Below are 13900 nucleotides of genomic sequence, written 5' to 3' on the forward strand. Positions count from 1 at the left end.
TCAGGCGTTCTGTATCGTCTCGATCACACGCGTTGCAGCCCAGTCTTCGAGATAGCCGTAGCCGACGTACAGCAGCACAGCCTCGACGAGCACGATGCCCACGAGCAGTGCCGCCTGTAGCCAGGCCGGCAGTCCGAGCGACTCGATCACTCGCGTTCACCTCGCTTCAGTTCGGTCGTCATTCATTGCCACCCCGCGTTTCGTCGGGTCGTGTACGGATCACGCGTTCTCACTCGGTCGTTTCTAACCGACGCGGTGTTATAACAGTTTTGGGATTGAAAAACAATATTACTGCCAAGAATGCCATCGGTATCCCACGAGAATATCCACATAAGTTTCCGAAATACGGAGGGTTTTGAAGTACTGATCGGGTCGTAATCCGGGGCATCCCGTCGACCTCCTCCGCGCAAAACGGCGGGGGCCGACGCATCGGTATTGGTGAAACAAAACAATATTATACCGGCAGTCCCTACGGCGAGTATGAAAGCGGTGTACGCGACAGATCTCTCTGCGGCCAGCGAGGCAGCGATCGAAAACGAGACGTGCCTCGGCTGTCTGGGTCGCATCGGTATCGAGGAGATGCATCTGGTGACCGTCATCCCCTCGAACGTTCACGCGGGTATGCCCGGAATGGACTTCGAAGGCCGACGAAAGCGCGGACTGGCTCGATACCGCCGCACCATGGAGAACGCGGGATTCGACGTCGAGACGCACGTGGTCCGTGGGACGCCCCACCGACGGATCAACGGGATCGCCGGCACGGTCGGCGCCGACCTGACGGTCGTCGGTTCCCGCGGGAAGAGCCCGCTCGAAAACAGGGTGATCGGATCGACCGCCCGAAACCTCGCGCGGACGACGGTCGTCCCCCTGGTGGTCAACCGGGTCGAACGGGGGGCCGAGGATCCCGAAGTCGTCAGGCAACACCTCTTCCAGCGCGTGCTGTTCGCCACCGACTTCTCCGAGAACGCGGATCGGGCGTTCCAGTCGTTCTCGTATCTCCGGCACGCGACTCGGGAGGCGACACTCGTCCACGTACGATCGCCGAAGGATCCCGGTCCGGAGGGCGATCTCTCCCCGGAGGGTCGGCTGACCGAACTCGCCGAACAGCTCGACGAGTGGGGGATCGACGCCGAGACCGACGTTCGCCGGGGCGATCCCGCCGACGAGATCCTCGCCGCCGAGGCCGAGTACGATCCGACGGCGGTGTTGATCGGGTCTCGGGGACACAGCCGCCTTCGACGACTATTGCTCGGGAGCGTCTCCGAAGACATTGTCGCGCGTGCGAACGGGAACGTCTTCTTGGTCCCGCCGCCGCGGACGGCGTAATTCTCATTTCATCCCCGCAGGCTGTGTGATCGCCCGCGTGTCCGGTCGATCCTCTGCGAACAATCATTTATAGGACGCGGCGACCAATCCTCGGCCGATGGACGTAGACAAACATGCCGAGGAGCTCGCCTCCGCTCTCGGCGTCAACAAATCGGAGGTCAGATCAGACCTGGAGAACCTGCTCCAGTACAGCGTTCCGATCGAGGAAGCCAAGCAGTCGATCCGGCGCAAACACGGCGACGGTGGTCGCGGCTCCGCCGAACCCGTCTCCCTGGACGTCGCGGAGGTGACGCCCGACCGATCGAACGTCACCGCCACCGGGAAAGTGTTGACCGTCGGCAGACGGACGATCCGCTATCAGGGCGAGGACGTCGAGATCCAGGAAGGGGAACTCGCAGACGAGACCGGTAAGATCTCCTACACCGCCTGGCAGGACTTCGGGTTCGAACCCGGCGACTCGATCACCGTGGGCAACGCCGGCGTCCGCGAATGGGACGGACAGCCGGAGCTCAACCTCGGCGAGAACACGAGCGTCGCAGTGGCAGACGACGTCAACGTCCCGTACGAGGTGGGCGGCGAGTCGAGCCTGATCGATCTCGAACCCGGGGACCGCGGGCGGACGGTCGAGGTTCGCGTCCTCGAGATGGAGCGCCGGACGATCGACGGTCGGGACGGGGAAACAGAGATCCTCTCGGGGGAGGTCGGAGACGAAACCGGCCGGCTGCCGTTCACCGACTGGTCGCCCAGAGCCGAGGTCGAGCCCGGCGCCGACCTCCGGATCGAGGACGTGTACGTTCGGGAGTTCCGTGGCGTGCCGTCGGTGAACCTCTCGGAATACACGACGGTCACGCCGCTTCCGGAGCCGGTCGCGGTTCGGGAGGACGCCCCTCGACTGTCGGTGGGCGACGCAGTCGAAACCGGCGGGATGTACGACGTCGAAGTCGTCGGAACCGCAATCCAGGTGCGGGACGGCTCGGGGCTAATCGAGCGGTGTCCCGAGTGTGGACGCGTGGTTCAGGGCGGCCAGTGTCGGAGCCACGGCGCTGTCGATGCCGAGGACGACCTCCGGATAAAGGCGATCGTCGACGACGGAACCGGAACGCTGACCGCGATCCTGGGGACCGAACTCACCGCGGAGGTGTACGGCGGCGGCATCGAGGAGGCGAAATCCGCCGCCCGCGACGCGATGGACAAGGAGGTCGTCGCCGCGGAGATCGCGAGCCGGATCGAAGGACGGACGTTCCGCGTTCGGGGGAACCTCTCGGTCGACGACTACGGCGCCAACCTCGACGCCGACGCGTTCGAGCAAGTCGAGGTCGACCCCGCCGAGGAGGCGAGAGCCGCCCTGGAGCGGCTCGGTTCGGCCCCCGCAGACGGTCCCGCTGCCGACGGAGGTGAGCGACGATGAGCGCCGAGGACGGCGGTTCGGGAGGCACCGGTTCCGGCGACGGTGGACCCGTCGGCGGTGGCGGGCGGGAGATCGCCCACAGGCTGTTCGCTGCGGAGTTCGACGACGCGACGCTGTCGTATTCGGAAAGCGACGAGGAGCGAGCACCGAACTACGTCGTGACGCCGACCGGTGCCCGGGTCAACCGGCTGTTCGCGGTGGGCGTACTGACCGAGGTGGAGGCCGTAAACGAGGAGACGAGCCGGGGACGGATCGTGGATCCGACAGGGGCGTTCGTCACCTACGCCGGGCAGTACCAGCCCGACGAGGCGGCGTTCCTCGAACGCGCCGATCCCCCGGCGTTCGTCGCGCTCACCGGGAAGGCCCGGACGTTCGAGCCGGAGGACTCCGACCGGGTGTTCACCTCGGTACGTCCGGAGAGCCTCAACGCGGTCGACGCCCGGACGCGCGATCGCTGGGTGGTCTCGACTGCGGAGGCCACTCTCGACCGGCTCGCGGTGTTCGTTCGCGCGCTGGAGTCGGACCTCCGCGGCGACCGACTCCGGGAGGCGCTGGCCGCGGGCGGGGCCTCCACGGCGGTTGCAGCCGGGATCCCGAAGGCGCTTGCGACGTACGACACCTCGCCCGCGTACGTCGAGGCGATCCGCCGGACGGCGGTGGAAGCACTCGAACTCGTCGCCGGCGAGCGCGAGGAAGTGACCCGTCCCTCGATGGCCCCGGCGGAACGGGGCGAGGTCGGGATCTCGGAGATCGGCCCGTTGCCGGAGACCAACGTTACGATCGCGTACGTCGACGCCGAAACGGACGCCGAGCCGGCCGCAGTCAATGAGTCGGCCGCCGATGCCGAGCCGATCGACGACGACTCGGCGGCTCCCGCCGCGTCTGAAGACGTGGCCGAGGTTGCGACCGAAGAGCCGCCGACAGCTGAACCGGAACCCGAGCCGGAGCCGGAAGTCGATCCGGAACAGGAACCCGAGCCGGAGCCGGAAGTCGATCCGGAACAGGAACCCGAGACGGAGCCGGAAGTCGATCCGGAACAGGAACCCGAGCCGGAACCCGGGGAGGAAACCGAACCCGACGAAACGCAGGCTGCGACTGACGCGAGTGCAGGTGGCTCGGAGTCGGTCGAGGGCACCGACATCGACGCGTCGCCGGACGACGATCCCGAGGGCGGTGACGGAATGTACGAACTCGACGAGGACGAGCGCAGGGAAGTCGAAGACGAGTACGGGACGGAGTTCACCACCGGAACCGAGGTCGACGACCCCGGCGAGGCGGACATCGACGTGCCCGACGCCGACGAGCTGGCGGCCGAACTCGAGGCCGACGCCGGCGACGAGGCGACCGACGTCGACCCTGCCGAGGAGAAAACCGAGCCGGACACCGACGAGGAATCCGAGGCGACCGACGACGTCGATCCGGCCGACGTCGACCTGGAGTCGGCGGCGGTCGACGCGATCGGGGCGATCGACGACGGCGACGGCGCCGACAGGGAGGCGGTCGTCGCCCGCGTCGTCGACGAATACGGGGTCGATCCGGACGCGGTCGAGGACGCGATCCAGGACGCCCTGATGGGCGGTCTCTGTTATGAACCCGGCGACGACCGCCTGAAGGCGATCTGACGACGGTGGCGCCGACGCCAGTCGAGCCGATCCCGAACGCGCCGGCGGCGATCGTCGACGGCGACGGGAAGCGGGCACTCGTCGTCGCGGACTACCACGCCGGCATCGAGATCGGGCTCAGATACGAACGCGGCGTCGAACTCGACTCGGCGGCCGACAGCCGCCGCGAGCGATTACTGTCGCTGCTCGACCGGACGGACGGAGATCGGGTGATCGTGCTGGGCGATCTCGCCCATCGGCTCCGCGCCCCCGACGGCGAGGAGCGCGAGGAACTCGAAACGCTGATCGGCGCGGTGACCGACCGGGTTCCCCTGACGCTCGTGCAGGGGAACCACGACGGCGGCGTCGCGGCCGCCTTCGCCGACCGGATCGACGTCGCTCCCACCGACGGAACCGTCTACGGGAGCGTGGGACTGGTCCACGGCCACACCTGGCCCGCACGCGAGGTTCTCGAGGCCGACGTCGTCTGCGTGGGACACGAACACCCGCAGGTCCGACTCAGAGATGAGGTGGGTGGCACCCGTGTGGAGCGGGCGTGGCTACGCGGGACACTCGATCCGGAACCGTTCCGGAGGGAGGGGATCATCGCCGAGGAAGCCGCCGGCTCGGGAACGGAACTCGTGGTCTTTCCCGCCTTCAACGATCGATCGGGGGGAACCTGGGTGAACGTCGAGGGACAGTCATTCCTCTCGCCGTTCCTTCCGGCAGGACTCGCCGGCGGTGAGGCCTACCTCCTGGACGGCACCCGTCTCGGTCCGTTCGAAACGATCTGATTTTGCTCCACTAGCGATCGCAGTCGCTGTACCGCTTTACGGTTCACTTTCGCCGCCGTCCGCGACCGAACAACCGCTGTACGAGCGATCTATCGGCGGGACGTTCCGCCAGAAGGACGGAGGCGTCGACCTCGTCTGCGACCTTGAGGTGCAACGAGTCGGTCACCAGCCGCGAGAGCATACCGCGTTCGGTCGCACCCAGTATGACCATCGTGCTGTCTTCGGCCCTCCGTTCGATCGTTGTCTCGACGTCGCCGGAGGTGTCCACAGTCCGGATTGCCTCCTCGATGTCGTGTTCCTCTGCCCACCGTTCGAGGAACTGTTCGCCGGCCTGTCGCTTGTCCTCGCCGTCGACGATGTGCAACAGTTCGAGCTCCGAACCGACGCTTTCCTGAAGCGCCCGGGCGATTTCCCCGCTCAGATCCGAATCCGGACCGCCGGCGGTCGGAAGGAGGATGCGAGACGGGTCCAGTCCACGATCCTTCACGACGAGGAAGTCACAGGGAAGTGTGTTGGTCAGCTCGTTGATCGGGCGTTCGGCACGAGCCGCATCCCACAGACGGTCCGGCCCCCACCCAAGGACGACCAGGTCGGGACGCGTCCGCCTCGCCCGGTCGAACACCTCCTCGAAGGACCGGGAGGAGACGATCGTCGACGACTCGAACGCCACGTCGTAGTCGTCGGTGTGGCGTTCGAGGTCTTCGAGTAGTTGCTCCGATTCGTGGGTGATCCGTCTCGCTTGCGAGCCGGTTGTCATGCGCTCTGGCGCCTGGACGATGTGGACGGCGTGTACGGTCCCGACCTCCCGACTCTCGGCGATCGCAGCCGCCAGTCTGATCAGGTTCGACTCCGTGCGGGGGTTCGCTATCGGAACCAGAACGCGGTAGGAGTCGGGATCACGAACGATGTCCTCGACGGTATCGACCACCGGAACGTACGACCGCCCGGCGATATTACCGAGTAACCATTCGCGGATCGATAGCCGGCGAACGTGTTCGAACCGTTCGACTTCGAGCCGTCGCTCGCTGGTCTGGTAGTAGTTGACGACGGTGACGAGCAACACGCCACCGATCGTGTTGCCGAGCAGCACCGGGATCACGAACTCCCACATGCCGACCACGAATCCGAGATCCCCTACGAGCATCAGATACAGCGCCTCGGTAAAGGAGACGACCACGTGAAACAGGTCGCCGAGAGGGATCGCCAGAAACGCGAGATAGACCACTACCAGTCGGGAGATGGTGTCCTGCGAGGCGAAGTTTATCCACACGACGCCGGCGACGATCAGGCCGGCGAAGGCGGCCTTGAAAAAGAGATCCCAGGCCGGAGTCGCAACGCCCTTCTCTGCGAGATCGATCGCGACGGCTGTCGCCTCCGGACTGAACACGCCGCCGTACGCGAGCACGACTGCGCCGACGGCCCCGCCGGCGAAGTTGCCAGCGAGCACGATCGACCAGTGACGCAACAGCGCCGGAATCGAGGCCAGCCGCTCCAGCGTCAGCGCCACCGGCGGAAGCGTGTTTTCGGTATACAGCTGATAGCCACCGATAATGATGTAGATGAATCCGAGCGGATACAGCAGGGCTGCGACGATGCTGCTGTCCGTCTTGGTCGTCATCGAGGCGTACAGCAGGAACGTAATGGTGATCGCGAACCCGGCTGCGACCCCGCTGAAGAAGAGTTCGCGGACGCTCGAGGTGATCTCGTGGTCGGCGTCGGCGACGATCCGTTGGAACACTTCGTCGGAGGAGAACCGGTCGGCGATGACTTCGCCCCTGACAGGAATTCCGCCTCCGGATCTCGTCGCCTGCTCGTCGGTCGGCGACGTTCCGTCGCTATTCATTGCCGGGTCAACACCGCGTGGGAACTAAGAACTTCCCTTCTCGTCGGTCGTCGTCGACCCGAGCGTCAGTCGCTCGCGCACCCGCCTCCCGGAATCCCACAGAAGCGCCGCGTCGTCGGTGAACACCTCGACTGCGACGCTTCCGTCGAACCCGGCGAGCTGATCGGACAAGATCTCGTAGTCGATCTCGCCGGCGCCGACCGGGATGTGGGTATCCCCGCGGCGACGCGCGTCGTGGACGTGCAGGTGGGTGACTCGATCGCCGTGGCTCCGGAGGAACCGCTCGATTCCGTCGTTTCCGGCCTCCATGTACGCGTGCCCCACGTCGAAACAGACCGACGCGCCGACCTCCCGTGCAGCCTCGCCCAGGACGGACAGTTGAACGCCGTGGTGCTGGTGGCCGACGTTCTCGACGACCACCTCCACCCCTGTGCGGTCGCCCGCGGTGACGATCCCAGCCAGCTGCTCCGTGAACCCGTCCCGGAGGTCGACGTCGTCCCGGTCGGCGGTAGTTCCGTGCAACACCGCCTTCCGGGCGCCCACGTCCCCGGCCCACGACAGCAGCCGGGTTTGATACTCGAGGATCGCCTCGTTTAGCTCCGGGACGTGTGTCACGACCGGCTGGTCGAACGGCAGGTGGACGTACAGTTCGCGGCCGTCCAGCGCCGTCTCCAGACGGTCGCGATCGATCGATTCCGGCGGGAGGAACCCGTCCCCGATCGAGAGTTCGAGGAAGTCGTACCGCGGATCGGCAGCGTCGATCCGCTCGAGTTCGTCCCCGACCGTGAGCCCGAGGTCCATACTGAATCGCTGTACGCGATCGACTTATAAGGTCGGGCGGTGCCAGGGGCGGAAATCGGAACCGTCGAAACGGTGGCCTTAATCGCGTCGCCCCGCTATCGTCGGCGATGGCAGAGGGGCGATCGGCCGACGCCGGGATGGACGCGTTCGCCGCGCTCGGGGCGTCCGTTCGGGAGGCGCTGTCCGACCGCGGATTCACCACGCCGACGGAGCCGCAGCGCCGTGCTATTCCGACGCTTTCGGCCGGTCGGAACGCCCTGATCGTCGCCCCTACCGGAACCGGAAAAACCGAGACTGCGATGTTGCCGGTGTTCGACGCGATCGTCCGGCGGCGGGAGCGCTGCCGCGACGAGGGGCGGGAACCGATCGAGGGGATTCGGGCGCTGTACATAACCCCGTTGCGGGCGCTCAACCGCGACATGATGGACCGGCTCGAATGGTGGGGCGAGCAACTCGACGTCGAGATCGCGGTCAGACACGGCGACACCACGAGCTATCAGCGAAAAAAGCAGGCAGAGGACCCGCCGGACGTGCTGATCACGACCCCCGAGAGCCTCCAGGCGATCCTGACGGGATCGCGGATGCGCGAGGCGCTTTCCGACGTCGATCACGTGGTCGTCGATGAGGTCCACGAACTCGCCGCGGCGAAACGCGGCGCACAGCTGACCGTCGGACTCGAACGACTCCGGGCGGTCGCGGGCCCTTCACAGCGGATCGGGCTCTCGGCGACGGTGGGCGATCCCGAAGAGGTCGGTCGCTTTCTCGTCGGCGTCGGCACCCCACATTCTGATCACCCGGCCGCCACCGCGGATACGACGGTACAAAACGAGGAAGTCACCCGAGGTGCAGACCGAGACGTCGAGATCGTCGAAATCGACGTCGGCAGCCGCGTGGAGTTTACCGTCACCGAACCAGCGGTGACCGACGAAGACGAACATCTCGCGGGCGAACTCGCGACCGATCCGGAGATCGCCAGCCACGTCCGGTTTATCCGTGACATCGTCGCGGACAACGAGTCGGTGTTGATCTTCGTCAACACCAGACAAACCGCCGAGGCGCTCGGCTCGCGGTTCAAACAGCTCGACGCGCCGATCGAAGTCCACCACGGGTCGCTTTCAAAGGAGGTTCGGATCGACGTCGAGGACCGGTTCAAGTCGGGGGAGATCGACGCGCTCGTGTGTACCTCTTCGATGGAGCTCGGAATCGACGTGGGGCGGGTCGATCACGTCGTCCAGTACAACAGCCCCCGGGAGGTCGCCCGGCTGCTCCAGCGGGTCGGCCGGGCTGGCCACCGCAGGGACGAGATCTCGCGGGGGACGATCCTGACGAGCGATCCTGACGACGCACTGGAGGCGCTCGCCATCGCGCGACGAGCGCGGGAAGGCGAGGTGGAGCCCTCAGCGATCCATCACGGCAGCCTCGACGTCGTGGCAAACCAGCTGGTCGGGTTCGTGATGGACTTCGGAGAGATCGACGTCGGCGACGCTCACAATATGCTCACCGCCGCGTATCCGTTCCGGGAGCTCTCTGAACCACAGCTCCGGGAGGTGATCGATGAGATCGCAGGCAACCGGCTCGTCTGGTACGCGGAGGACCACGACCGGATCGAGAAGACCGGCGGCTCCTGGCAGTACTTCTACGCCAACCTCTCGATGATCCCCGACGAGGAGACCTACGAGGTGTACGATGTCTCCTCCCGGACGGGGGTGGGGACCCTCGACGAGCGGTTCGTCGTCAATTTCGCCGAACCGGGAGCGACGTTCATCCAGCGCGGGGAAATGTGGCGGATCACGAAGATTGACGACGAGGAGAGTCGGGTGGAGGTGTCGCCGGTCGAGGACCCCGGCGGGGAGGTCCCCTCCTGGGTGGGCCAGGAGATCCCGGTGCCGGCGGCGGTTGCACGCGAGGTCGGCGAACTGCGCCGTGTCGCCGGCAGGCAGCTTTCGGCCGGCGGCTCCCGGGAGTCCGTCGCCCGAGAGCTGTCACGCCGATACCCCGCGGACGAACGGACGATCGCGAACGCCCTCGAGCCGGTCGAGCGCCACGTCGAGTCGGGGGCACCGCTGCCGACCGACCGCCGGCTCCTGCTCGAGGGGGAAGCGCGGACCGTGGCGTTGAACGCGACGTTCGGCCACGAGATCAACGAGACGCTTGGACGGCTGCTCGCGGCGCTTGTCGGCCAGCGGACCGGCTCGTCGGTCGGTATGGAGGTGGATCCCTACCGGATCTCCTTCGAGGTGCCCCCGTCTGTCGGGCCGGGGACGTTCCGGGAGGTGCTTCTCGAAACCGACCCCGACCACCTCGAGCCGCTGCTCGAACTCGCCTTAAAGCGCTCGGACACCCTGAAGTTCACTCTCGCGCAGGTGGCCGCGAAGTTCGGCGCGCTCAAGCGCTACCAGGGCGACCACCGGTTCGGTGCCGACCGGCTGCTGGCTGCGCTTTCGGACACGCCGGTGTTCGATGAAGCTGTTCGGGAGGTGTTTCACCGCGATCTCGAGATCGACGGAACCGCGGACCTCCTCGGTCGACTTCGATCTGACGACACTACGGCCGACAGCGACGGTCGAGATATCGACCTCGCGATCGTCGGCGAGCGGACGCCGCTGGGGGCCGGGGGACGATCCGGCGGACGGGAGTTCCTGGTGCCCGAGAACGCGGACGCGTCGGTGATCGACACCGTGCGGAACCGGATCATGGACGACCGCGTCAGGCTGTTGTGTCTCCACTGTCTCGAGTGGGAGCGAACCCGTCCCGTCCGTCGGGTGAAAGACCAGCCGGAGTGTCCCGACTGCGGCTCCACCCGGATCGCTGCCCTCAACCCGTGGGACGAGGAGACGCCAGCGGCAGTCCGGGCCGGCGAGAAGGACGACGAACAGCGCCGACTCACCGAGCGGGCCTATCGTTCGGCGAACCTGGTCCAGAGCCACGGCAAACAGGCGGTGATCGCGATGGCGGCCCGCGGCGTGGGGCCGCACAACGCCGCGCGGATCATCGCGAAGCTCCGGGAGAACGAGGACGACTTCTATCGGGACATCCTCGAACAGGAGCGACAGTACGCCCGGACGCAGTCGTTCTGGGACTGACCGCATCGAGGAAAAACGCCGTTTTCATGGGAGAGGCGATCGGCGTGTCGATCCTGTCGCTGTTCCCCATCGAGTTTTGACGGTTCAGCGCGTGGCAAGTCGGGGAAGAACGAACCCGAGAAACGGGAGGCCGAAGCCGACGACGAACCCCGTCAGGTGGGCGTACACGTTGGTCCCGGGGGCGACGAGGACGAGCGATCCGAGCAGGCCCGCGGTCGTCACGGAGATCCCGAACACGAACATGAACTCCCGTTCGGCGGGGAGCACGACCCCGCGAGGGTCGCCGTCCAGGCGGAACAATCCGGCTGCACTGGCGGCGGCGACGAGGAAAAAAAGCGCTGCGATCGAGGGGTCGGGCGGCAGGAAGCCGGCGTTCCGCGGAACGGCGAACGCGACGCCCAGCGCGAGCGAAAACGGGACGAACGCCCACGTCGGATTGATCCGTCGATCGGATTCCGACTCCGACGCGAGGGCGACAAACCAGACGACCACGAGAAAGCCCAGAAACGCCGAGTTGAGTCCGGAAAATCCGGCGGACGGGTAGTTGGAGAACTCCCCGAGCGTGTTGATCGACACCCACGAGACCAATATTGGGACGGCGATGAGATAGCCCGCGGCGGCGCCGGCGAACTCGCGGCGCCAGTCGGCCGCGATCGCAAGCGGATGGATCGCCGCCATCGTGAGCCAGTACACGCCGACGTTGTTGAGGAGATGGGAGGTGTCGACGTGGACGTAGCTCGACGCGAACGCCGTCCACAGCGTCGTCGCGTCGGCAAACGGCGACTGGGCGGCAAGCGAGAGGCTCCAGCTCCGAGTTCCCGGAAGGAGGTGGACGAAGACCAGAAGCGTCGGCACCGCGAGATACACCGCGAACAGCTCCCACCGGGGGCGTTGCCGGAGACCCGCAGCCGTCGCTTGCAGGAGCCGGACTGCAAGCCGTCGGCGCGGGCCGTTCTCCCAGTTCACGCGGGGAGGTAGGGAGCAGCCGACAAGTGTCTTTTCCGTCCGGCGGTCGGAACCCGAAAAGGAATACCGGTTCCTCCCCAACGGCGAATATGGAGACGCCAGTCGTTCGCGGTCCGGTTCGGGACCGTCCGCTCGCAGTCACGATCGCCCTCTCGCTCGTCGGCTACGTCGCCGTGCTCGGGGTGTTTCTCTCGCCGTCGTTCGCGGCACTGTTCCCCCGGCTATCACAGCCCCAGGTCGAGTTTCTCACTCACGCGATCGCCGCCGTAAACTCCCTTACGATCCTCACGCTTTCGCTTGGCTGGTACTGGATCCGCGCCGGCGAGATGAAAAAACACGCCGCGGCGATGACGACCTCGTTCGTGTTGATCCTGATCTTCCTCGGGATGTATCTCCCGCGGGTCGCCGGCGGCGGGACGAAGTACTTCGAAGGCCCCGACCCCGCCTTCTACGCGTATCTGGTGATGCTCGGGATCCACATCGTGCTGTCGATTCTCGCGGTGCCGGTGGTAATCTATGCGATCGTTCTCGGCCTCACGCACACCGAACGGGAGCTCCGGACCGAGACGCCTCACCGTCGGATCGGACGGATCGCAGCCGGTTCGTGGCTACTGTCGCTGATTCTCGGGGTCGTGGCGTATCTCCTTTTGAATCACGTGTACGACTCTACGTACGAGGCAGCACAGGCGGCTGCCATCGTCCTGTTGTAGCAGTCGCTTCGCGCGTTTTTCTCGGGAACCGAGACTTACAGCCGAACGAGTTCCGCACGGATCGCGTCCCGCTTTACGAGCAGAAAGCCCGTCAGGATGAACAGGAAGCCGACCCAGGTGTGGATCGTCGGCACCTCTCCGAGGAACACCAGCCCGGTGACCGCGGCGGCGACCGGGGCGGCATACGAAACGAGGTTGATCTCGATCGGGCCGAGCCGTTCGAGGAGGTCGAAGTAGATCAGGAAGCCGGCTGCGCTTGCGACGACGACGAGATACAGCAGCGCTACGAGCGCCTCGAGCGTCCACTCGACGTCCGCCACAGATTCCGCGAGTGCGACGCTTACCCCGTGCATCAGGAGTGCGCCCACCAGCATCGACCACGCCTCCATCGTCTCGATCGGGAGTCCGGTGTCGAACCGCCGGGTCAGCACGCTGCCGAGCGCGAACGACGCCGCCGCAAGGAAGATCAAAAGCATCGACACGGTCCGGGCGTCCAGCAGGTTGTTCGGATCGGGGTTGCTCAAGATTACCACACCCACAAATCCGACCAGGAGGCCGACGACTCCCAGGATGGCGAGCCGTTCGTCCGGCAGCAGCGCACGCGCAAACCCCGTCGTCAGAATCGGCGAGAGGCTGACGATCACTGCCGCGGCGGCGCTCGTGGTCCCTTGCTGGCCGACGAACAGGAACGCGTGGTAGGCGGCGATCAGGAACGCCCCGCCGGTCCCGACGAGCAACCACTCGTCGCGACTCCGGGGTCGCCACCGATCGGTGGCGTACACTGCGTAACCGAGCATCAACAGGCCGGCCAGATCGTACCTGAACGCCGCAAACAGGACCGGGGGAAAAAACTCCAGTCCGGCCTTGATCGCGGTGAACGCGCTCCCCCAGACGGCGGCGAGCACGACGAACAGGATCGCGTTCCGGAACGGCGACGTCACGCACTCATCACTCGAAAACGTCTCGAGTACACAGCGCCGAGTAGGTTGCGATCCCGGCGAAGAACGATCGGTTCGCTAGCCTTTCTTGTAGGTGACGCCGGCGCCGCGTTCGGGGTAGGTCCACACGACGTTGCCGTGGCGACAGCCCCACCGACAGCTGCCACACTCCAGGCAGTTCTCGTAGTAGATGTGCGGTACGCCGTCGTCGTCCCGCTGCCAGACGTCTGCCGGACAGACGTTCACGCAGTCGTCGTTTACACACCGCTCTTCGCAGATGCCGGGCACCTTCACGTCCAGGTGGGATTCGCCGGCATCCTCGTACTTGACGGTGTACAGCTTGTCTTCCATCGATTCGTTCTCGACCCCGAACGACTTCGGGGAGAGGTCCGGTCCGGTCTCGTCGGCCGCGTCAGTGTTTGCGCTCATT

General features: G+C 66.0%; 12 protein-coding genes. 6 read left to right on the forward strand and 6 right to left on the reverse strand.

Going from position 1 to position 13900, the window contains the following annotated elements; genetic code table 11:
- Positions 1-150: a hypothetical protein gene (locus RH858_RS00875; RefSeq protein ID WP_310561135.1), complete on the reverse strand. Its 150-nt coding sequence runs from the start codon at positions 148-150 to the stop codon at positions 1-3.
- A 330-nt stretch (positions 151-480) separates the two neighbouring features.
- On the opposite strand from RH858_RS00875, the gene RH858_RS00880 reads away from it, so the two are divergent.
- The 4 genes from RH858_RS00880 (at position 481) to RH858_RS00895 (ending at position 5129) form a co-directional block, all read left to right on the forward strand.
- A complete protein-coding gene (locus RH858_RS00880) occupies positions 481-1326 on the forward strand; it encodes a universal stress protein (protein WP_310560955.1) in 846 nt (281 codons plus the stop codon).
- A gap of 97 nt (positions 1327-1423) precedes the next feature.
- Positions 1424-2734 carry a Single-stranded DNA binding protein gene (locus tag RH858_RS00885; protein WP_310560956.1) on the forward strand — a complete coding sequence of 437 codons (1311 nt, stop codon included), beginning with the start codon at positions 1424-1426 and terminating at the stop codon, positions 2732-2734.
- On the forward strand, positions 2731-4356 hold the full coding sequence (locus RH858_RS00890) for a hypothetical protein (RefSeq protein ID WP_310560957.1): 1626 nt from the start codon (positions 2731-2733) through the stop codon (positions 4354-4356). Before RH858_RS00885 ends, RH858_RS00890 begins: the two co-directional genes overlap by 4 nt.
- Before the next feature lie 5 nt (positions 4357-4361).
- Positions 4362-5129, forward strand: coding sequence for a metallophosphoesterase (locus RH858_RS00895; protein ID WP_310560958.1), 768 nt, complete (start codon positions 4362-4364; stop codon positions 5127-5129).
- A 43-nt stretch (positions 5130-5172) separates the two neighbouring features.
- Here the strand turns inward: RH858_RS00895 and RH858_RS00900 are convergent, their stop codons facing one another.
- Positions 5173-6972, reverse strand: coding sequence for a formate/nitrite transporter family protein (locus RH858_RS00900; RefSeq protein WP_310560959.1), 1800 nt, complete (start codon positions 6970-6972; stop codon positions 5173-5175).
- A 24-nt stretch (positions 6973-6996) separates the two neighbouring features.
- Positions 6997-7773 carry a sugar phosphate isomerase/epimerase gene (locus RH858_RS00905; protein WP_310560960.1) on the reverse strand — a complete coding sequence of 259 codons (777 nt, stop codon included), beginning with the start codon at positions 7771-7773 and terminating at the stop codon, positions 6997-6999.
- Positions 7774-7880: 107 nt separating this feature from the next.
- On the opposite strand from RH858_RS00905, the gene RH858_RS00910 reads away from it, so the two are divergent.
- Positions 7881-10856 (forward strand): DEAD/DEAH box helicase, encoded by a 2976-nt coding sequence (locus RH858_RS00910; RefSeq protein WP_310560961.1) that lies wholly within the window; start codon positions 7881-7883, stop codon positions 10854-10856.
- An 84-nt stretch (positions 10857-10940) separates the two neighbouring features.
- Here the strand turns inward: RH858_RS00910 and RH858_RS00915 are convergent, their stop codons facing one another.
- Positions 10941-11822 carry a hypothetical protein gene (locus tag RH858_RS00915; RefSeq protein WP_310560962.1) on the reverse strand — a complete coding sequence of 294 codons (882 nt, stop codon included), beginning with the start codon at positions 11820-11822 and terminating at the stop codon, positions 10941-10943.
- Positions 11823-11911: 89 nt separating this feature from the next.
- Between RH858_RS00915 and RH858_RS00920 the strand changes: the two genes are divergently transcribed.
- Positions 11912-12532 carry a DUF420 domain-containing protein gene (locus RH858_RS00920; RefSeq protein ID WP_310560963.1) on the forward strand — a complete coding sequence of 207 codons (621 nt, stop codon included), beginning with the start codon at positions 11912-11914 and terminating at the stop codon, positions 12530-12532.
- A 35-nt stretch (positions 12533-12567) separates the two neighbouring features.
- On the opposite strand, the gene RH858_RS00925 is transcribed toward RH858_RS00920, so the two are convergent.
- Together RH858_RS00925 and RH858_RS00930 are read right to left on the reverse strand one after the other, a co-directional pair.
- Entirely contained in the window at positions 12568-13473 is a 906-nt protein-coding gene (locus RH858_RS00925) for a DMT family transporter (protein WP_259533312.1), read from the reverse strand.
- A 75-nt stretch (positions 13474-13548) separates the two neighbouring features.
- Positions 13549-13899, reverse strand: a complete 351-nt coding sequence (locus tag RH858_RS00930; protein WP_259533313.1) for a 4Fe-4S dicluster domain-containing protein — start codon at positions 13897-13899, stop codon at positions 13549-13551.
- Between the last annotated feature and the right edge of the window lies 1 nt (position 13900).

It is taken from the genome of Halalkaliarchaeum sp. AArc-GB (assembly GCF_031432225.1).
Classification (GTDB): domain Archaea; phylum Halobacteriota; class Halobacteria; order Halobacteriales; family Haloferacaceae; genus Halalkaliarchaeum.